This is a genomic window from Desulfovibrio aminophilus DSM 12254 (genome assembly GCF_000422565.1).
Lineage (GTDB): Bacteria > Desulfobacterota > Desulfovibrionia > Desulfovibrionales > Desulfovibrionaceae > Aminidesulfovibrio > Aminidesulfovibrio aminophilus.
Window position 1 is genome coordinate 83,456 of record NZ_AUMA01000003.1, and the last position, 17,362, is coordinate 100,817.

Genomic DNA, 17,362 nt, shown 5'->3' on the forward strand with positions numbered 1-17,362 from the left:
TCAGACGCCCAGCCCCAGATCCCCGAAGACGTAATCCCGCAAGGCCTGGTTCCAGGGGCGGGGCGTGACGCCCGTGGCCTCGGTGAAGGCGCTCGTGTCGAGCACCGAAAAGGCCGGGCGCGCCGCCTTGGAGGGCCAGGCCGAGGAAGGAATGGGTTGGACTCGGCAAGGCAGGCCCGCCAGATGGACGGCCTCGGCCGCCAGTTCGCACCAGGTGGCCCGGCCGGAGTTGGCCAGATGCAGGACGCCGTCGACCTTCGACGCCGCCAGGGCCAGGGCCAGTGCGGCCAGGTCCGGGGTGTAGGTCGGCGAGCCTTCCTGGTCGTGGACCACGTTGAGCGATTCACGGGTCTTGGCCAATTCGAGAATCTTGGTCACGAAGTTGGTCCGTCCGGGTCCATAGAGCCATGCCGTGCGGGCCACGGTCACGCCGGGCAGGCCGCGCAGGGCCTCCTCTCCGGCCAGCTTGCTGGCCCCGTAGACCGAGAGGGGACCGGTGGGATCGCCGGGGCGCAACGGCTCATGACCCCGGCCGTCGAAGACGAAGTCCGTGCTGAAGTGCAGAAGACGGACGCCGCGCTCGGCGCACAGCCGCCCGAGCAGGGCGGGCAGGTCGCGGTTCAGACGGTAGGCGGCCTGGGGTTCGTCCTCGGCCTGATCCACTGCGGTGTAAGCTGCGGCGTTGAAGGCCATATCCGGCTTCTGGCGGTCGAGAAAGCTTTCCAGGGCCCGGGCGTCCAGGGGATCGAAATCCTGTGAGGAGAGGGGCAGGGCCACGGCCTTGGAACGCTCCAGGGCCCGCGTCAGTGCCTGTCCCAACATGCCCCGACGGCCGCCGAACACGGCGACCTTGGCCCCGGCCAGGGCGGTCACGCGCGTTCTCCGTACCATTCGTCCATGAAGCGGCGGTAGGCCCCGCTCTGCACGGATTCCAGCCAGGCGGCATTGTCCCGGTACCAGTCCAGAGTTTGGGCCAGACCGGTTTCGAAGTCCAGGGAGGGAGCGAAGCCCAGTTCACGGGCGGCCTTGGAGAAATCCATGGCGTAGCGCTGGTCGTGGCCGGGGCGGTCCTTGACGAAGGTGATGAGCGATTCCGGCTTGCCGAGAGCCTTGAGGATGGCCCGGACCACATCCAGGTTGGCGCGTTCGGCCGCGCCGCCGAAGTTGTAGACTTGGCCCGGCGCGCCGCGCGTCAGGGCCAGCTCCACCCCCTTGCAGTGGTCCCCGACCCAGATCCAGTCGCGCACATTGGTCCCCTGGCCGTACACCGGCAGGGGGTCGCCGTTCTTGGCCTTGAGGAACATGAGTGGGATGAGCTTTTCCGGGAACTGGTAGGGACCGTAATTGTTCGAGCAGCGGGTGATGATGACGGGCAGGCCGTAGGTCTCGCGGTAGGCCCGGCAGACAAGGTCGGCCGAGGCCTTGGAGGCGGAGTAGGGGGAGTTGGGCGAGAGCGGCGTGGATTCGTTGAAGGTTCCGTAAGCGCCGAGGCTGCCGTAGACCTCGTCGGTGGAGATCTGCACGAAGCGTTTGACGCCCCGCAGCCGGGCGCATTCCAGGAGATTCTGCGCGCCCATGACGTTGGTGCTCAGAAACGGCGCTGGATCGTTGATGGAGCGGTCCACGTGGGATTCGGCGGCGAAGTTGACCACCGCCTCCAGGCGATGCTCCTCCAGCAGGGAGAGAACCAGCGCCCGGTCCCCGATGTCGCCGTGGATGAAGACGTAGTTCGGATCGGCCCGCCCGGCCTGCTCCCGCTCCAGGGCCAGGAGGTTGTGGCGGTTTCCGGCGTAGGTCAATCGGTCCAGGTTGACCACGACCCAGTCCGGGTGCGCGGAGAGCACGCCCTGAATGAAGTTGGTGCCGATGAAGCCACAGCCGCCGGTGACGAGAAGCCGCATGTCGTGTCCTTTGTTGATGGGGCAAAATAGCGGCAAAGCGCTCCCGGCGCAAGGCGCGCCGTCAGTCGTCCAGCTCCCCGGTTCGGCGCAGGGCTTCGTGCAGCAGGATGCCCGCCGCGGTGGACATGTTCAGGCTGCGCACCTGCCCCTTGATGGGAATGCGCACGAGATGCTCGGACAGGGCCAGAACCTCGCCGGGCAGGCCAGTGGTCTCCGGGCCGAGCACGATGGCGTCTCCGGGCTCGAAGGCGAAACGGTGGGCCGGGGCGCCGCCGCGGGCGCTGGAAAGCACCAGGCGGGCGGGAGCCGTCTCGCGTAGGAAGTGGTCCAGATCCGGGTGGACGTGCAGATCCACGTGCGGCCAGTAGTCCAGCCCCGCGCGCTTGAGGTAGCGGTCGGCCAGGGAGAAGCCCAGGGGTTCGATGAGGTGCAGGGGCACCCGCATGGCTGCGCAGAGTCGGGCCACGTTGCCCGTGTTCGGGGGAATTTCCGGGTTGAACAGGACCAGACGCATGGCGGCTCCGGGAAAGAAAAAGCCCCGGTCTTGCCGGGGCTGTGGTCTCGTGGTGGGCGATCCGTGATTTGAACACGGGACTTCCACCGTGTGAAGATGGCACTCTAACCGCTGAGTTAATCGCCCACGAGGGAACGTCTCTATAACCAGACTCCCGGCGGCTGGCAAGGACTTTTTTCGACGCGTCGACTTTTTTTGCCGGGGTCAAGTTCTTTTTGGAACATGGCTTGTCAAAGATCGTGAGTTGACCCATAAGAGCGGGTACTTCCTTATTCGTTTGATTCCGCCCAGGGGGGTCCATGACCACGACCTACACCGTCTTCCAGGAGCAGCTTCCAGAGTTGTTCCGCCAGTGGAGCCGTGAGTACGCGCTCCACGTGCCGGCCCGGGCCGCCGAGGGGTTTTATGATTTCCGCCCCTGGCATGAGGATCTCGAAGTGGCGTGGGAGTATGACGTCGCCTACAACTCCCCCAAGCGCTACCTCCTTCCGCCGCGCGAAACGCTCATCCGTTACGACCTCGCGGCGTACACCGCGGAGCCGGTCTTCGAGGCTCCGGCGCAGATTCTCTTCGGGGTTCATCCTTATGATCTGAAGGCCCTGAACCAGCTGGATCAGATCATGGAGGGCGGCAGCCCGGACCAGAACTACATGCGCCGCCGGGAGGCCACCCTGATCATGGCCCTGGACCCGCTGACCGTCTCGCCCACGGCCTTCTGGGGCAGCATCGGCGCGGACAAGGTGAACCACGGCTACGATCTGTACTGGACCAAGATCGGCCCGGCTTCCTTCCTGGTCCAGGTGGGGTCGGCGCGCGGCGAGGAACTCCTGCGCCGCGCCGGGGAGCCCATGAAGGCCACGGCCGCCGACCGCGAGGCCGCGCGCCGGGCCAAGCTCCGCGCGTTGTCGCTGACGCGGGCCAACTCTCTCAAGTACAACTGGGAGGAGACCCCGCGCATCCTGGGCCGCAGCTGGGATTCGCCCATCTGGCGCAAGTACGCGGTGATGTGCTTGGCCTGCGGCTCCTGCAACCTGGTCTGCCCCACCTGCTACTGCTTCGACATCCGCGAAGAGGCCGACGACCGGCTGGAGAAGGGCGAGCGCTTCCGGGCCTGGGACGGCTGCATGCTGGAGTCCTTCGCCCGGGTGGCGGGCAACCACAATTTCCGGCCCAAGGCCCTGGACCGTTACCGTCACCGCTATTTCCGCAAGGGGAAATACATCTACGACAAGTTCGGGGAACTGGGCTGCGTGGGCTGCGGCCGTTGCGTCCGCGCCTGCACGGCCGGGATCGCCAACCCTCTGGCCGTGTTCAACGAGCTTTGGGAGGAGTCGGGCAATGAGTATTAAGAACTTCTCTCCCTATGTGCCGCGTCCGGCGACCCTCGTGGCCAAACAGAAGCTCTCGGACTTCGTGACCCTGTTCACCTTCGAGCAGGACAACGGCAAGCCCCTGGCCCACAAGCCCGGGCAGTTCGTGAACCTGTCCATCTACGGGGTGGGCGAGGCGCCGTTCTCCATCAGCTCCCCGCCGGAGCAGAAGAACGTCTTCGAGCTGGCCGTGCGCAAGATCGGCACCGTGACCCAGGCCCTGCACGCCCTGGAGCCGGGGGCCAAGATCGGCATCCGCGGCCCCTACGGGAGCTTCTTCCCCGTGCAGCAGTTCGTGGGCAAGGACACGCTCTTCGTGGCCGGCGGCCTGGGCTACATCCCGTTGCGTTCGCTGCTGCGCTACCAGCTCCGGCACCGTGAGGAGTTCGGCCGGATCATCGTGCTCATCGGCACCCGCGACCCCAAGGAGCGCATCTTCACCGAGCAGATCAAGCGTCTGGGCGAACGGGGGGACGTGGAGGTCCTGGAGACCGTGGACCGGGGCGACGAGACCTGGCAGGGCAACGTGGGCCTGATCACGACGCTTCTGCCCAAGGTCCAGATCGACGCGGCGGGCACCTTCGTGGCCATGGTCGGACCGCCGATCATGTACCGCTTCGTCATCGCCGACTGCCGCAAGATCGGCATCCCGGCGGAGCAGATATACGTCTCCCTGGAACGCAAGATGAAGTGCGGCCTGGGCAAGTGCGGGCACTGCCAGATCAACGACCTGAACGCCTGCATCGACGGCCCGGTGTTCCGCTACACGGACATCGAGGCGTACCAGGAAGCCATCTAACCCGGAGGCGGCCATGACGGCGAAACCGAGAATAGCCTTCTTCGACTTCGCGGGCTGCGAGGGCGACCAGCTCCAGGTGGCCAACCTGGAGGAACGTCTGCTGGACATCCTCGGCCACGTGGAGGTTGTCAGCTTCCGCGAGGTCGCCACGCGCTCGGCCGAGACCTACGACGTGGCCTTCGTCGAGGGCTCCATCACCCGGCCCGAGGACATCGAGCGCATCAAGAGCATCCGCGCCAATGCGGGCGTGCTCGTGGCCCTGGGGGCCTGCGCCTGCATCGGCGGCATCAACTGCCTGAAGAACTTCATGGCCGAGAACGTCTACCGCGAGGAGGTCTACGGACCCTCCGCCCGTTGGTATCCGACCGCCCCGGCCCGGCCGCTCAAGTCCGTGGTCAAGGTGGACGCGGAAATTCCCGGTTGTCCCGTGGACCCGGCCGAGTTCGCCCGGGTGGTCAAGGAAGTGCTTCTGGGCAAGACGCCCTGGCTGCCGGACTGGCCGGTCTGCGTGGAGTGCAAGGAGGCCGGGAACATCTGCCGCTTCGAGATGGGCCGCATGTGCCTGGGCATCATCACCCGGGCGGGCTGCGGGGCCTGCTGCGTCACCGAAGGGGCCCATTGCTGGGGCTGCCGCGGGCTGGTGCCCGGGGCCAACCTGGACTCGGCCCGCATCGTCCTGGACCGCGCCGGGCAGGACCGCCGGGCCGTGCAGGATCTGCTCCGTTTCTACCTGGGAGACACCGCCGCCACGCTCTAGGCGGCTTGCGAGGACGTCATGGCGAAAAAGACGCAGCAGTCGGCGGCTCCGGGCGGGGCCGGAAAGCGGGTGGATGTTCACTATCTGACCCGCGTCGAGGGCCACGGCAACATCGTGGTCGAGATCGAGGCGGACGGCCGCGTGTCGGCCTGCCGCTGGGAGGTGCCCGAGGCCCCGCGATTCTTCGAGGCCATGCTCATCGGCCGGGACTACCGCGACGTGCATCACATCACCTCGCGCATCTGCGGCATCTGCTCCATCGGGCACCAGCTGGCCTCGCTCCAGGCCACCGAGGACGCCCTGGACATCCGGGTTTCGGAGCAGACGCTTCTGCTGCGCCGCCTGGCCGTGCATGGCGAGAACCTCCAGAGCCATCTGCTGCACATCGCCTATCTGGTCTTGCCGGACCTGCTCGGCGTGGATTCCGTGATCCCCCTGGCCGAGACGCACAAGGACGCGTTGCTCAAGCTGGTGGCCGCCCGGCGCATGTCCAATGAGTTCTGCCGGATCATCTGCGGCCGCACCACCCATCCCCAGCGCATGACCCCGGGCGGCTGGATGAAGATCCCCACGGTTCAGGATTTGATGACCCTGCGCACCCTTCTGGTGGAGAGCCTGCCCAACCTGGACTTCGCCGTGGACCTGGTGGCCTCGTTGGCGGACAAGATTCCGGCCTTCGAGCGCAAGACCGAGTACATCGCGCTGGTTTCGCCCACGGACTACGCCCTGTACTGGGGCGAAGTCGGTTCCAGTCAGGATGAGCGCCACCCCGTGCGCGACTACAAGAGCGTGACTCGGGAATACTGTGTGCCGCAGTCCACGGCCAAGTGGAGCAAGAACGTGGACGAATCCTACATGGTCGGGGCCCTGGCGCGCTTCAACCTGAACGCCGCGAAGCTCACCCCCGGCGCGACGGCCGCCGCCGCCAAGCTCGGGCTCAAGCAGGGCTGCGCCAACCCGTTCATGAACACCGTGGCCCAGCTAGTGGAGTGTGTTCATTCGGTGGAGGACTCCGTGGCCCTCATCGACAAGCTCCTGGCGCGCGGCCCGCGCGAGGAGGCCCTGCCGCCCATCCGGGTCAAGGCGGGCAAGGGCGCGGGCGCGGTGGAGGTGCCCCGGGGCATCCTCTTCCACGCCTACGAGTACGACGCCAACGGCCGCGTCTTCCAGGCCGATTGCGTCATCCCCACGAACCAGAACCACGCCAACATCCAGAAGGACATGGAGGCCCTGGTCCCGACCCTGGCCGACAAGTCCGAGGCCGAGATCGAGCTCATCCTGTCCATGCTCGTGCGGGCCTACGATCCCTGCATTTCGTGCTCCACCCACACCCTGGACCTGCGGCCGGGGCAGGAGAAGAAGCTCGTGCGCTTCGTGCGCAAGTAGAACCCCTCAGTTCCGCATCTGAGACCCCGCCCCGGCGGGGTCTTTTTTTTCGCCGCGCGGATGGGAAGCCGCGTCGACGGCCGAATCCTGTTGACGCGCCGAAGTGGAATATGTACCTATGCCGTGTTACTGAAAATAGATTGATCATCATCTCGTCAGACAATTTTTGAAACATGATGCGCAGTCTGGAGGCCGCCATGATTCGCCGCCTGTTTCTTTTGTGCTCCGCCGTCCTGCTCGGCGCGGTTCCGGCCCTGGCCGGGGAGACCCGCGTGGTCACCGACGCCCTGGGCCGCCAGGTGACCATCCCGGCCAAGGTGGAGCGGGTCATTTGTTCAGGTTCCGGCTGCCTTCGGCTGCTGACCTATCTCCAGGCCCAGAACCTGGCCGTGGCCGTGGACGACATCGAGGGCAAGCGCAACCAGTTCGATGCCCGGCCCTATGCCATCGCCAATCCCGGTTTCCGCGACCTGCCGGTGTTCGGGCAGTTCCGGGGCGAGGACAACCCCGAGCGCATCCTCTCCCTGGCGGTGCAACCCCAGGTGATTCTCAAGGTCAACCCGGAGATGGGCACGAACCCCGTGGATCTGGAGCGCAAGACCGGCATCCCGGTGGTTGTGTTGCGCTATGGCGACCTGGGCCGGAAACGGCCGGAATTCTATGCCGCCCTGCGGCTCGTGGCCCAGGTGACGGATCGTGCGGAACGGGCCGAGGCCGTGATCCATTTCTTCGATGCGCGCATCGAGGAACTGGGCCGGAGGGTGGCCGGAATGCCGGATTCCGCGAAGCCCCGGGTCTATGTCGGCGGCGTGGCCTACAAGGGGCCGCAGGGATTTCATTCCACCGAGCCGGGCTACCCGCCGTTCCTCTTCCTGAACGCGCGCAACGTCGCCGCCGAGGGCGCGTTGACGCCGGGGCAGACCGTGGTGGCCAAGGAGAAGATCGTGGAGTGGAATCCCGACGCGCTCTTCCTCGACTTGGCCACCCTGCAACTGGGCGAGGACGCGGGCGGTCTGCACGAGTTGAAGACTGACCCGGCCTACCAGACCCTGGACGCTGTGAAGACCGGCAGGGTCTACGGCCTGCTGCCCTACAACTGGTATTCCCAGAACTACGGCTCCATCCTGGCCGACGCCTACTACGTGGGCAAGGTGCTCCAGCCCGAGCGCTTCCAGGACGTGGACCCGGCGGTCGAGGCTGACGCGATCTATTCCTTCCTCGTGGGCAAGCCCGTGTTCGAGGAGATGAACCGCCGCTTCGGCGGAATGGCCTTCAAGCCGGTTCCCCTGCGCTGATCATGCACTTCGCGGACGGGCAAATCCCCGGCGATTACGCCCGCTATGTGGGGCGCAAGGCGCTGCTCATTCTCGCCCTGACCTTGGCGACCGCCTGCGCTCTGGCCCTGTCACTGGGGCTCGGGGCGGCGGACCTTTCCCTGGCGGCGGTGCTCAGAACCCTGGCTGGCGCGGCCGATTCCGAGCGGGCCCGGGTCATCCTCTGGAACATTCGTCTGCCCCAGGCCCTGGCCTCCCTGGCCGCCGGGGCCGGCTTGGCCCTGAGCGGGGCGGCCATGCAGTCCATCCTGCGCAACCCCCTGGGGTCGCCGTTCACCCTGGGCATCTCCCACGCGGCGGCCTTCGGCGCGGCCCTGGCCGTACTGTTTCTGGGAGACGGGCGGCTGACCGCCGTCACGGGCGGGGCCGTGGCCCTGAGTCGGCCCGGCGTCATCGTGGCCTCGGCCTTCCTGTGCAGCCTGTCCGCCGCCCTGGTTGTGGTGGCCCTGGCGCGGCGGCGCGGCTCCACGCCCGAGGTCATGATCCTCGGCGGCGTGGCCCTGGGCGCGCTGTTCACGGCCGGAACCATGTTTCTGCAATATTTCGCCGACGATGTGCAGTTGGCGGCCATGGTCTTCTGGACCTTCGGCGACACGGCCCGGGCCGACTGGACCCAGGTGGGAGTGCTGGCTGTGGCCGCGCTGTTCGCGCTGATCTATTTCACCGCCAACGCCTGGAACTACAACGCCGTGGACGCGGGCGACGAGACGGCCCGGAGCCTCGGAGTGCGCGTCGGACGCGTGCGCCTCTGGGGCATGCTGGCCGCCACCCTGGTGACGGCGGTGATCATCGCCTTCCTGGGCGTCATCGGCTTCGTGGGGCTGGTCACGCCGCACATGGTCCGCCGGGTCATCGGCTCGGACCACCGCTTCCTGCTGCCCGCCTCGGCGGCGGCCGGAGCCCTGCTTCTGCTGGCCGCGGACACCGCAGCGCGTCTGATCCTGGCCCCGCACGTGCTGCCCGTGTCCGTGCTCACGGCCTTTCTCGGCGCGCCGGTCTTTTTCCTGCTCATTCTGAGGAGGCGGTCGTGATTCTGGATGTGGCCGGAGTGAGTTTTTCCTACAACGGCCGCCCCGTGTTGCGGGACGTGCGCCTCGGCGTTGGTCCGGGCGAGGTTCTGGCCGTGCTCGGGCCCAACGGCGTGGGCAAGACCACGCTGCTCAAATGCATCAACGCCATCCACCGGCCCAGCCGGGGGGCGGTGCTGGTGGAGGGCGAGGACGTGTTGCGCCTGTCGCCGGACGCCGTGGCCCGGGCCGTGGGCTACGTGCCCCAGCGCGGCGAGGCCCCGCGCTTGACCGTGTTCGACGCCGTGCTTCTGGGACGTCGGCCGCATATCCGTTGGCGCGCCGCGGACAAGGATCTGCGCATCGTGGAGTCGGCCATCCGCCATCTGCGCCTCGGGCATCTGCAACTGCGCCACCTGGACCAGCTCTCCGGCGGAGAATTGCAGAAGGTGGCCATCGCCCGGGCCCTGGTCCAGGAACCCCGCCTGCTGCTCTTCGACGAGCCCACCAGCGCCCTGGACATGCGCAACCAGGAGGACATCCTGCGCCTCATCCGGCACGTGGCGGTGGAGCACGGCATGGCCGTGGTCATGACCATGCACGACCTGAACACGGCCCTGCGTTTCGCCCACAAGCTGCTGTTCCTCAAGGACGGTCGGGTCTTCGCCGCTTGCAGCCCCGGCGAGATCGAGGCCGACACGGTGCGGGAGGTCTACGGCCTGCCCGTGACCGTGCATCGTGTCGACGACCACCCCCTGGTGCTGCCCAGAAGCGAGGTCTGATCATGCCTTGCGCCTTTTCCCTGGAATTGTTGCGGAAGGTCGCGGTGTTTCACGGCCACGAGTGCCCCGGACTGACCATCGGCATCCGCGCGGCCGAGCTGGCCTTGCGCGAGCTGGGCGGCCCCGGCCCGGACCTGGTCGCCGTGTCCGAGACGGACATGTGCGGCGTGGACGCCATCCAGGTGCTCACCGGCTGCACCTACGGCAAGGGCAATCTCATCCATCGCGACCTGGGCAAGATGGCCTTTTCCTTTTATCGGCGGGGCGCGGGCGGCTTCCGGGCCGTGCTGCGTCCCGAGGCGCGTGGCGGCATGGACGAGGAGATGGGGGCGCTTTTCCGCAAGCAGAGCGACGGCGCGGCCACGCCCGAGGAGGAGGTCCGGGCCCGCGTCTTGCGCGAGGAACTGCGGCGACGCTTTCTGGATTTGGAGTTGGAGGAGATGTTCACGATCACGCCGTTGCCCGAGCGGCCGCCGCGCCCGGCTCGGGTGCTGCGCAGCCTGGCCTGCGACTCCTGCGGCGAGATGACCATGGAGTCGCGGACGCGGCGTTTCGACGGCCAGACTCTCTGCATCTCCTGTTTCGAGGCCGTGGAGCAGAAAATCTGAAACCATCGGTCGCGCCCGGCATGAAAAAAACAGGCCCCGGTGAGTCTTCGCCGGGGCCTGTTTTTCGTCGCGCGGGAGGCGGGCTACAGTTCGTCCTCTTCCTCGTCGCCGGGTTCCTGGGCTTCCTTGATCTTCTTGGCGTAGGTCGCGGCCTCCAGACCGGCCACGCAGCCCTCGCCGATGGCCTTGGCGATCTGCAGCGGCGGCCCGGCGATGTCACCGGCCGCGAATACGCCGGGCACGTTGGTGCGCATGCGCTTGTCCGTGTCCACGTATTTCATGCTCTCGTCCAGGTTCAGGCCCAGGGTGGCGGCCAGCTCAAGCACGCCCTTGGCTCCCAGCTCGATGAACACCCCGGCCACGGCCAGGCGGGAGCCGTCGGAAAGCGTCAAGGCCTCCACCGCGTTCGTTCCCACGATCTCCAGCGGTTTGACGCCCTCGTGCAGGATCACGCCGCGTTCCAGGATCTGGGCGCGCAGGGCCTCGGCCACGTCCAGCTTCTCGCAGACCAGGTGGACGCTTTTGGCCATGTGCGTGAGAGTCAGCGCCCCTCCGGCCGCCGCGCTCTGGCCGCCGATGACGGCCACGTCCTCGCCCCTGAAGAAGCCGCCGTCACATTCCACGCAATAACTCACGCCCCGGCCCAGGAGTTCCTTCTCGCCGGGGACGCCGAGCTTGTTGCGGGTGGTGCCGGTGGCGATGACCAGCGTGCGGGCGACAACGTTCCGGCCGCCCTCGGTGGCCAGCTCGAAAAAGCGCCCCTTCTGTTCGATACGCAGGGCGTCCTCGCCCACGATTTCGGCTCCGAAGCCCAGGGCCTGTTCACGGCCCACGCGCAACATCTCCTCGCCCGTGACCTTGAACTGGCAACAGAGATTTTCCACGTGGGCCCAGTACAGGCTGCTTTTGTCCATGCGCCCCAGCAGGAGCACGGACGCCTTTTTGCGGGCCGCGTGGATGGCGGCCTGCAGACCGGCCGGGCCGCAACCCAGGATGACCACGTCGTACAGCGGATGATCGGGCATGACGCCTCCTTTGCATGCTGCCTTCAATAATAGGCGGGATGCCGCGTCTGGCAAGGGGGGGTCAGGGACGGCGCACCTGCTCTTCGATCCGTTTCCTGAGCGTCAGCATGCGCTCGTCCCGGGGCAGCTCCCCGAAAATCCGCGACAGGTGGCCGCTTTGGTCCAGAATACGCCGCGCGGTCGCGTAGTTCAGGTCGAAGACCCAACCCAGGAGCAGGAGGCGGAAGTCGTTGGAGAAGCGCATGTCGGCGTAGTTGGCCAGCCTGCCGCGCTCCAGTTGGCCGATGATGGCTTCCGAATAGCGGTCGGGGTCGCGCGCCACCCCCAGGCAGACCACAGGGTCCAGGGGCTTGTCGCCGTCCAGGTGGGAGAGCATGACCGGATAGATGTCCAGCTTGTCGGCGTCACGCACCCCCCGGGTCACGGCCCCCAGGGGCTCGGGCAGGCGCGGCGGCAGGGCCCGGACGTTGTGCAGGAAGACCGCGCCGAGGGCCACCCGGCGCGTGGCCGGGTCCAGGCCGCCCAGCAGTCCGTCGCGAAGCAGGACCGTGATGCCCATGCGGGCGTGGTTGCATGACTGGCGGTCGTTGAAGGTGTGGTGGCGGGCGAACTGCTCGAAGCGGCCCGCGTCGTGGAACAGGGCGGCGATCTCCAGCAGGCGGGCCGTCCCGGACTCCAGTCGCTCTTCGCGGGCGATGGTCCGGGCCAGTTCCAAGACGCGCAGGGAATGCTCGGCCTTGAGACGAATGTGGTAGTCGTGGTCGGCGTCGCCGTTTTTGAACCCGGCGGCGTAGTTCAGGAAGCGTTCGATCAGGGCTTCGACGTCCGGACCGTTGCTCACCGCAGCCTCTTTTTGCGATAGATGTAATCCAGTTCCGAGATTTCACCGGCGGCGCGGGCCCTCTCGATCTCCTCCAGTTCCTTGCGGCGGAGTTCCTCGGCCTCGCGGTCCAGTTCCTTGTCCCGGAAGATTCCCTTGGGCCCGTAGAGCAGGCGCAGGAAGAGCAGGATCAGGCCCAGGATCACGGCCACCAGGGCGAATTTGGCCAGGGTGGAGGAGAAGTCCCCATAGCCGGGCGTGAAGGGCCAAGTGTCCCAGAATGGGCCTTGGCCGAGAGAGGCCAGGGGAAGATGCATGGACATGTGTCGCTCCGTGGGCTGATTCGTTGTGGCGGCATAGTAAGGAGGCGCGGGGTTTCTGGCAAGGGGCGGGCGTGTTGAGTCCCGGGCCGGAATGAGGTAGAAATGATGAAAGACGCGGGAGACAGGCATGAGAGCGCTCATCGTCGAGGACGAGTTCACCAGCCGCAGGCTTTTGGAAAACATTCTCGCTCCCTATGCGGAGGGAATGTCCGTGACCAACGGCGAGGAGGCCGTGGCGGCCTTCGCCGAGGGCTTGGCGGAGGGTAGACCCTTCGACCTGGTCTGCATGGACATCATGATGCCCGCCATGGACGGGCAGCAGGCGGTGCGGACCATCAGGCAACTGGAGAGCGCCTCGGGCGTGAAGCCCGCCGATGAGGCCAAGATCATCATGATAACGGCCCTCGACGATCCCAAGAACGTGGTTTCGGCCTACTACCGCGGCGGCGCGGCCGCCTACCTGACCAAACCGATCAATGTCCGGGAATTTCTCGACCTGATCCGCGACATGGGACTCATCCTCTGATGCGCGCACGGTTTTTCATTCCTTTCGCCGTCCTGTTTCCGCGTGCGGCCCAAGCCGCCGAAACGGCGCTGTCCGGGGTGGGCTTCATCCGTTCGTATCTCCTCGGGCAGGGCGACTTCGGAGGCCTGGACATCCTGGACATCATCGTCCTGGTCCTTGTGGCCGTGGTGCTCGTGCGGGTTCTGCGCAACGGCGGATTCCGGCGCGGTGGAGAGCCTCCTGAAGGCCGCGCGGAAGGGCCGGAAGCCGAACAACTCCGGGACGAGGAGAATCTGGAGGCGCGCCATGCCCGAGCCCGCGAGGCCTGGGCCCGCCTGTCCGGCGGGAGCGCCCCGGCGGGAGCTGGAGGAAATCCGGTTTCAACCCCGGCCTCGGCCGGTTCCGAGGAGCGGGAATTCCTGGCCGGAGCCAAGGCCGCCTTCGTTCGCATCCAGGGTTCCTTCGGCAAGGGCGATCTGGCCGACCTTTCCGGTTTCGCCACGCCCGAAGCCGTGGAGTGGTTCGCCAAGCGGATGGTGAATCCGTCGCCCGGTCCGCCGGAGATCGTCCTGCTGGAGGCCGAGGTTGTGGAGCGCGAGACAAGCGGCGGCCTGGAGCGTGTGCGTGTGCGCTACAAGTCTCTCATGCGCGAGGGGGCGGGACGTTCCGCGCCTCATGATGTCTCCGCCCTCTGGCGTTTTTCCCGCCGTGTCGATGATCCGTCCTCGCACTGGACCCTTGAGGCCGTCGAGGAGTGAGGCTATTATCCCCCCGCCCGTGACACGGGCCATTCCGTTTCGTTCCGGAGGATCTCTTGCTGAAGGACTTCCCGCGTACAGCCTCCCTGGAGGAATTGCTGGACATCGCCCGGGCCGAGTTCGGGCCGGTGCGTTTCGAGGACGTGCAACTGGGCGACGCCCGGCTGCATATTCTCCAGATCGAGGACATGCCGCGCTACCTGGACACCCTGGTGAACCGCGCACGTCCCGGTGAGCCCGTGCGGTTGCCGCTTTGGGCCAAGATTTGGACCTCGGCCCTGATCCTGGGCACGATGCTGCGGCGCTATCCGCTGCCCAACGGATCGGAAATACTGGAGATCGGCTCCGGCTGCGGCCTGTGCGGCTTGGCCGCGGCGGCGGGGGGGGCGAACGTGACCCTCTCGGACAAGGAGCCCGCCGCGCTCCTGTTCAGCCGCATCAACGCCCTGAAGAACGGGCTGGCCGACCGAGTGGAGGTGTGCCCCGCCGACTTCACCCGGGATCGTCTGGGCCGTCGCTTCCACAGCATCATCGGCTGCGAGGTGCTGTACGAGGACGCGGTCTACGCTCCGCTGCTGGATTTCCTGGACGCGCACATCCTGCGCGAGGCCGGTTCCGAGGTCGTCCTGGCCCAGGACGGCGCGCGCCAGGGGCGGGTTTTTTTCGAGCGGGCCCGGGAGAAATACCGCCTTTTGCGCAAGGAGGTTCCCTGCGCCGGACAGGAAGGCACCGCCACGACCGTTCTGTATCGTTTGGGGGTCACGGGGTCATGATCCGGCTCACCGATTGCTTCAAGGCTTACACCGAGGACCAGGACAAGGCCGCCTCGCCCGCCGAGACCGTGGCCCGGGTGCGCGGCCTGCTGGAGGCCCGTTGCCGGGGCGTCCTGGAGGAGACTCGGCGCGTGGACACGGGCCGGCTGGGCATTCCCGTGTTCCTGAGTGTCTGCGGCGCGGCCGCGCGCGACGTCATGCCCACGCGCAAGCAGATGGGCAAGGGCGCCTCGCCGGAGCAGGCCGAAGCCTCGGCGCTCATGGAACTGGTGGAGCGCTTCAGTTATTTCAGCTTTTGGGCCGATCCCGAGCATTTTCAGTCCTTGCGCTGGTCCGAGGCCAAACGCCGTTTTGGGGCCGGGCTCATGGACATTTCCAGAATTCTTCAGTCCGTGGGCGAGGATATGCCGCAGGAGCAGGCCGAGACGGTCATGGATATCGTGCGCTGGCGTTTCCACCCGGCCCTGGATGTGTCCTCCGGAAACGAGGTCGCCGTGCCCTTGGACTGGTTCAAGAAGCTCAACGAGTTCAACGGGTCGTCCGCCGGAAACAGCTTCGAGGAGTCGATACTCCAGGGGGCCTGCGAACTGGTGGAACGACACGTCTCGGCCCTGGTGGACCGCAGCCGTCCCGTGCTGCCCACCCTGGACCCGGCGAGTTTTCATGACGAGGTGCTTGTGCGCCTCTGCCGGGCTTTCTCGGACAACGGCATCGTGCTCCTGCTCAAGGACATCACCTTGGGCATGCCCGTGCCCACCGTCGCGGCCCTGGCCTACGACCCGGCCTCTTTTCCGGCCATGAGCGAGATCGTCTTCACCGCCGGGACGGCCGCCTCTCCGGCCAAGGCCGCCATCCGGGCCGTCACCGAGGTGGCCCAACTGGCGGGCGATTTCCAGACCGGTCGGGTCTACGAGGCCTCGGGTCTGCCCAAGTTCACCGATCTGGGACAGATTCGCTGGCTGGAGCAGGGCCCTCTGGTTCCCCTGGATTCGCTGCCCTGTGTGGAGAACCGCAACATTTTGCGGGAACTGGAGGCCCTGGCCCGGGGGCTCGACCACCAGGGATACCGCCTCTACAGCGTGGATACGAGCCACCCGGACCTGGGCGTGACCACGAACTACAATTTCGTGCCCGGCTTCGAATTCCGGGAACGCACGCCGAATCGGAGTCTGGGTCTGTTCGTGGGGCGCATCCTGGCCGAGGAGGCCCCGCCCGACGCCGCCGAACGCGGGCTGGCCGTGCTCGGCCGGACCTGCCCGGGTGCATCCTATCTGCCGTTCTTCATGGGCCTGCTGCGCCTGCGCCAGGGCCGCAATCAGGAGGCGGCTGCGAGCTTCGCCGAGGCCGAGCCGATCCAGCCCGCCGCCGGGGAACGCGCCCTGGCGGCCTTCTATCAGGCCTACGCCATGACTCAGGCCGGATTGTGGGAGGAGAGCATCCCGCATCTGGACCGGGCCGCACTCCAGGATTCGGAGGTCAAGGAGTTCTTCAACCTGCGCGGGGTGGCGCGGTTCAAACTGAAGCGCTACCAGGAGGCCATGACGGACTTCCAGGAAGCTCTGGCCCTGGACAGCGGTTCCGCCCCGGACTTGGCCAACCTGGGCTTGTGCCACAAGTTCCTGGGGCACGCCGAAGAGGCCCTGGACTATCTGGGGACCGCATTGGAACTGGACCCTTCCCTGGACTGGGCGCGCAAGCATTATGAGGAATTGTTGCGCGGCTGAACTCGGAAGGCCGGTTGGGAAAAAAAGCGCAAAGTCCGCTTGAATGTGAGGTTCTGTTGACAAAAAGCTGTTCAAGCGAGTATCAGTCAAAAAATTACTGCGCAAAAGTTTTCCGGCAAATGGCGGCGGCTTGCCGCTTGATGGATAGGGTAGATTCCGGGGCGGTCTTTTGTCCCGGAGAGAGGAAAAAGACCTGTTCCAACGCGTTATAGGAGGAAAACACATGGCTGTTGTGGAATTCAAGGGCAAGAAATTCGAGGTGGACGAGGACGGCTTCCTGCAGCGCTTCGACGACTGGAACCCCGAGTGGGTGGAGTACGTCAAGGAGTCCGAGGGCATCAAGGAGCTGACCGACAACCACAAGAAGGTCATCGAGTTCCTGCAGGACTACTACAAGAAGAACGGAATCGCCCCCATGGTCCGCATTCTGTCCAAGGTGACGGGCTTCAAGCTCAAGGAAATTTACGAGCTGTTCCCGTCCGGTCCCGGCAAGGGAGCCTGCAAGATGGCCGGCCTGCCCAAGCCCACGGGCTGCGTCTGATTTTTCTCGCTGAGCGTGCATCCGAAAACGGGGGCTCCGGCCCCCGTTTTTCTTTTCCGGCGGGCGCTGCGGGGAGGGGGCTTTTCCCTCTTGCCAAATCGGGGTTCCATGCGTATATGAATCTGCTTCGCGCATCCAGAACCAGGAGATCGCCATGAAAGAGAAAATTCATCCCAAGCTCCACGCAGCCAAGATCCGCTGCCACTGCGGCTTCGAAATCGAGGCCAAGTCCACCAAGGGGCAGGTCGTGGACGTGGAAATCTGCTCCCATTGCCACCCGTTCTTCACGGGCAAGCAGCGTTTCGTGGACACCGCCGGTCGTATCGACCGCTTCCGCAAGAAGTACGCCAAGTTCCAGGAGCCCGGCGAAGCCGGGAAATAGCCCCCTGGGGCGCGTCCGGGGAATGTGCCTCCGGGGGATGGTGTCCTTCCCGG

20 protein-coding genes and 1 tRNA gene are annotated in these 17,362 nt (G+C 66.3%); 14 read left to right on the plus strand and 7 right to left on the minus strand.

The features are described 5' to 3' along the window. The 4 genes from rfbD to H587_RS0100440 form a co-directional block, all read right to left on the minus strand. Positions 1-864 (minus strand): dTDP-4-dehydrorhamnose reductase, encoded by an 864-nt coding sequence (gene rfbD, locus H587_RS0100425; protein ID WP_034608417.1) that lies wholly within the window; start codon positions 862-864, stop codon positions 1-3. 5 nt (positions 865-869) lie between these two features. After that, positions 870-1,901 carry a dTDP-glucose 4,6-dehydratase gene (gene rfbB, locus H587_RS0100430; RefSeq protein ID WP_027174565.1) on the minus strand — a complete coding sequence of 344 codons (1,032 nt, stop codon included), beginning with the start codon at positions 1,899-1,901 and terminating at the stop codon, positions 870-872. 61 nt (positions 1,902-1,962) lie between these two features. After that, complete coding sequence (locus tag H587_RS0100435) at positions 1,963-2,415, minus strand: tRNA (cytidine(34)-2'-O)-methyltransferase (protein ID WP_027174566.1); 453 nt, start codon at positions 2,413-2,415, stop codon at positions 1,963-1,965. Between the two features lie 50 nt (positions 2,416-2,465). Continuing rightward, positions 2,466-2,541 (minus strand) — tRNA-Val (locus tag H587_RS0100440). A gap of 173 nt (positions 2,542-2,714) precedes the next feature. On the opposite strand from H587_RS0100440, the gene H587_RS16745 reads away from it, so the two are divergent. The 8 genes from H587_RS16745 to H587_RS0100480 all read left to right on the plus strand — a co-directional run bounded on the left by H587_RS16745 (position 2,715) and on the right by H587_RS0100480 (position 10,458). After that, the gene (locus H587_RS16745) at positions 2,715-3,764 is read left to right on the plus strand and encodes a 4Fe-4S dicluster domain-containing protein (protein ID WP_051202342.1); all 1,050 of its coding nucleotides are present in this window, start codon (positions 2,715-2,717) and stop codon (positions 3,762-3,764) included. Then, a complete protein-coding gene (locus H587_RS0100450; RefSeq protein WP_027174567.1) occupies positions 3,754-4,584 on the plus strand; it encodes an FAD/NAD(P)-binding protein in 831 nt (276 codons plus the stop codon). Before H587_RS16745 ends, H587_RS0100450 begins: the two co-directional genes overlap by 11 nt. A 13-nt stretch (positions 4,585-4,597) precedes the next feature. Then, entirely contained in the window at positions 4,598-5,341 is a 744-nt protein-coding gene (locus tag H587_RS16750) for an NADH-quinone oxidoreductase subunit B family protein (protein WP_034608377.1), read from the plus strand. Positions 5,342-5,359: 18 nt separating this feature from the next. Then, positions 5,360-6,727 carry a Ni/Fe hydrogenase subunit alpha gene (locus tag H587_RS16755; protein ID WP_051202343.1) on the plus strand — a complete coding sequence of 456 codons (1,368 nt, stop codon included), beginning with the start codon at positions 5,360-5,362 and terminating at the stop codon, positions 6,725-6,727. A gap of 197 nt (positions 6,728-6,924) precedes the next feature. Beyond that, positions 6,925-8,022, plus strand: a complete 1,098-nt coding sequence (locus tag H587_RS0100465; protein WP_027174568.1) for an iron ABC transporter substrate-binding protein — start codon at positions 6,925-6,927, stop codon at positions 8,020-8,022. Between the two features lie 2 nt (positions 8,023-8,024). Continuing rightward, on the plus strand, positions 8,025-9,092 hold the full coding sequence (locus tag H587_RS0100470) for a FecCD family ABC transporter permease (RefSeq protein WP_027174569.1): 1,068 nt from the start codon (positions 8,025-8,027) through the stop codon (positions 9,090-9,092). Beyond that, a complete protein-coding gene (locus tag H587_RS0100475; protein WP_027174570.1) occupies positions 9,089-9,850 on the plus strand; it encodes an ABC transporter ATP-binding protein in 762 nt (253 codons plus the stop codon). Before H587_RS0100470 ends, H587_RS0100475 begins: the two co-directional genes overlap by 4 nt. A 2-nt stretch (positions 9,851-9,852) precedes the next feature. Beyond that, positions 9,853-10,458, plus strand: a complete 606-nt coding sequence (locus H587_RS0100480) for an FmdE family protein (protein ID WP_027174571.1) — start codon at positions 9,853-9,855, stop codon at positions 10,456-10,458. A gap of 83 nt (positions 10,459-10,541) precedes the next feature. Here the strand turns inward: H587_RS0100480 and H587_RS16760 are convergent, their stop codons facing one another. From H587_RS16760 to H587_RS0100495, 3 genes are all read right to left on the minus strand, one after another. Beyond that, a complete protein-coding gene (locus H587_RS16760) occupies positions 10,542-11,483 on the minus strand; it encodes an NAD(P)/FAD-dependent oxidoreductase (RefSeq protein ID WP_051202344.1) in 942 nt (313 codons plus the stop codon). Between the two features lie 61 nt (positions 11,484-11,544). After that, positions 11,545-12,324, minus strand: coding sequence for an HD domain-containing protein (locus tag H587_RS0100490; protein ID WP_051202345.1), 780 nt, complete (start codon positions 12,322-12,324; stop codon positions 11,545-11,547). Beyond that, a complete protein-coding gene (locus tag H587_RS0100495; RefSeq protein WP_051202346.1) occupies positions 12,321-12,626 on the minus strand; it encodes a hypothetical protein in 306 nt (101 codons plus the stop codon). Before H587_RS0100495 ends, H587_RS0100490 begins: the two co-directional genes overlap by 4 nt. 127 nt (positions 12,627-12,753) lie before the next feature. On the opposite strand from H587_RS0100495, the gene H587_RS0100500 reads away from it, so the two are divergent. The 6 genes from H587_RS0100500 to rpmE all read left to right on the plus strand — a co-directional run bounded on the left by H587_RS0100500 (position 12,754) and on the right by rpmE (position 17,309). Then, positions 12,754-13,152: a response regulator gene (locus H587_RS0100500; RefSeq protein ID WP_027174574.1), complete on the plus strand. Its 399-nt coding sequence runs from the start codon at positions 12,754-12,756 to the stop codon at positions 13,150-13,152. Next, on the plus strand, positions 13,152-13,889 hold the full coding sequence (locus H587_RS0100505) for a hypothetical protein (protein ID WP_027174575.1): 738 nt from the start codon (positions 13,152-13,154) through the stop codon (positions 13,887-13,889). Before H587_RS0100500 ends, H587_RS0100505 begins: the two co-directional genes overlap by 1 nt. A gap of 56 nt (positions 13,890-13,945) precedes the next feature. Then, a complete protein-coding gene (locus tag H587_RS0100510) occupies positions 13,946-14,662 on the plus strand; it encodes a class I SAM-dependent methyltransferase (protein ID WP_027174576.1) in 717 nt (238 codons plus the stop codon). Next, the gene (locus tag H587_RS0100515) at positions 14,659-16,386 is read left to right on the plus strand and encodes a YcaO-like family protein (protein WP_027174577.1); all 1,728 of its coding nucleotides are present in this window, start codon (positions 14,659-14,661) and stop codon (positions 16,384-16,386) included. The genes H587_RS0100510 and H587_RS0100515 overlap by 4 nt, the downstream gene beginning before the upstream one ends. A gap of 223 nt (positions 16,387-16,609) precedes the next feature. Continuing rightward, complete coding sequence (locus tag H587_RS0100520) at positions 16,610-16,927, plus strand: TusE/DsrC/DsvC family sulfur relay protein (protein ID WP_027174578.1); 318 nt, start codon at positions 16,610-16,612, stop codon at positions 16,925-16,927. Positions 16,928-17,081: 154 nt separating this feature from the next. Beyond that, entirely contained in the window at positions 17,082-17,309 is a 228-nt protein-coding gene (gene rpmE / locus H587_RS0100525; RefSeq protein WP_027174579.1) for a 50S ribosomal protein L31, read from the plus strand. Positions 17,310-17,362 lie beyond the last annotated feature (53 nt).

What these genes read in the sequence shown, in the direction of transcription:
- rfbB (WP_027174565.1), bottom strand. Translation starts at nt 1,901, where the DNA reads ATGCGGCTTCTCGTCACCGGCGGCTGTGGCTTCATCGGCACCAACTTC.
- H587_RS0100435 (WP_027174566.1), bottom strand. Translation starts at nt 2,415, where the DNA reads ATGCGTCTGGTCCTGTTCAACCCGGAAATTCCCCCGAACACGGGCAAC.
- H587_RS16745 (WP_051202342.1), top strand. Translation starts at nt 2,715, where the DNA reads ATGACCACGACCTACACCGTCTTCCAGGAGCAGCTTCCAGAGTTGTTC.
- H587_RS0100450 (WP_027174567.1), top strand. Translation starts at nt 3,754, where the DNA reads ATGAGTATTAAGAACTTCTCTCCCTATGTGCCGCGTCCGGCGACCCTC.
- H587_RS16750 (WP_034608377.1), top strand. Translation starts at nt 4,598, where the DNA reads ATGACGGCGAAACCGAGAATAGCCTTCTTCGACTTCGCGGGCTGCGAG.
- H587_RS16755 (WP_051202343.1), top strand. Translation starts at nt 5,360, where the DNA reads ATGGCGAAAAAGACGCAGCAGTCGGCGGCTCCGGGCGGGGCCGGAAAG.
- H587_RS0100465 (WP_027174568.1), top strand. Translation starts at nt 6,925, where the DNA reads ATGATTCGCCGCCTGTTTCTTTTGTGCTCCGCCGTCCTGCTCGGCGCG.
- H587_RS0100470 (WP_027174569.1), top strand. Translation starts at nt 8,025, where the DNA reads ATGCACTTCGCGGACGGGCAAATCCCCGGCGATTACGCCCGCTATGTG.
- H587_RS0100480 (WP_027174571.1), top strand. Translation starts at nt 9,853, where the DNA reads ATGCCTTGCGCCTTTTCCCTGGAATTGTTGCGGAAGGTCGCGGTGTTT.
- H587_RS16760 (WP_051202344.1), bottom strand. Translation starts at nt 11,483, where the DNA reads ATGCCCGATCATCCGCTGTACGACGTGGTCATCCTGGGTTGCGGCCCG.
- H587_RS0100495 (WP_051202346.1), bottom strand. Translation starts at nt 12,626, where the DNA reads ATGTCCATGCATCTTCCCCTGGCCTCTCTCGGCCAAGGCCCATTCTGG.
- H587_RS0100500 (WP_027174574.1), top strand. Translation starts at nt 12,754, where the DNA reads ATGAGAGCGCTCATCGTCGAGGACGAGTTCACCAGCCGCAGGCTTTTG.
- H587_RS0100505 (WP_027174575.1), top strand. Translation starts at nt 13,152, where the DNA reads ATGCGCGCACGGTTTTTCATTCCTTTCGCCGTCCTGTTTCCGCGTGCG.
- H587_RS0100515 (WP_027174577.1), top strand. Translation starts at nt 14,659, where the DNA reads ATGATCCGGCTCACCGATTGCTTCAAGGCTTACACCGAGGACCAGGAC.
- H587_RS0100520 (WP_027174578.1), top strand. Translation starts at nt 16,610, where the DNA reads ATGGCTGTTGTGGAATTCAAGGGCAAGAAATTCGAGGTGGACGAGGAC.
- rpmE (WP_027174579.1), top strand. Translation starts at nt 17,082, where the DNA reads ATGAAAGAGAAAATTCATCCCAAGCTCCACGCAGCCAAGATCCGCTGC.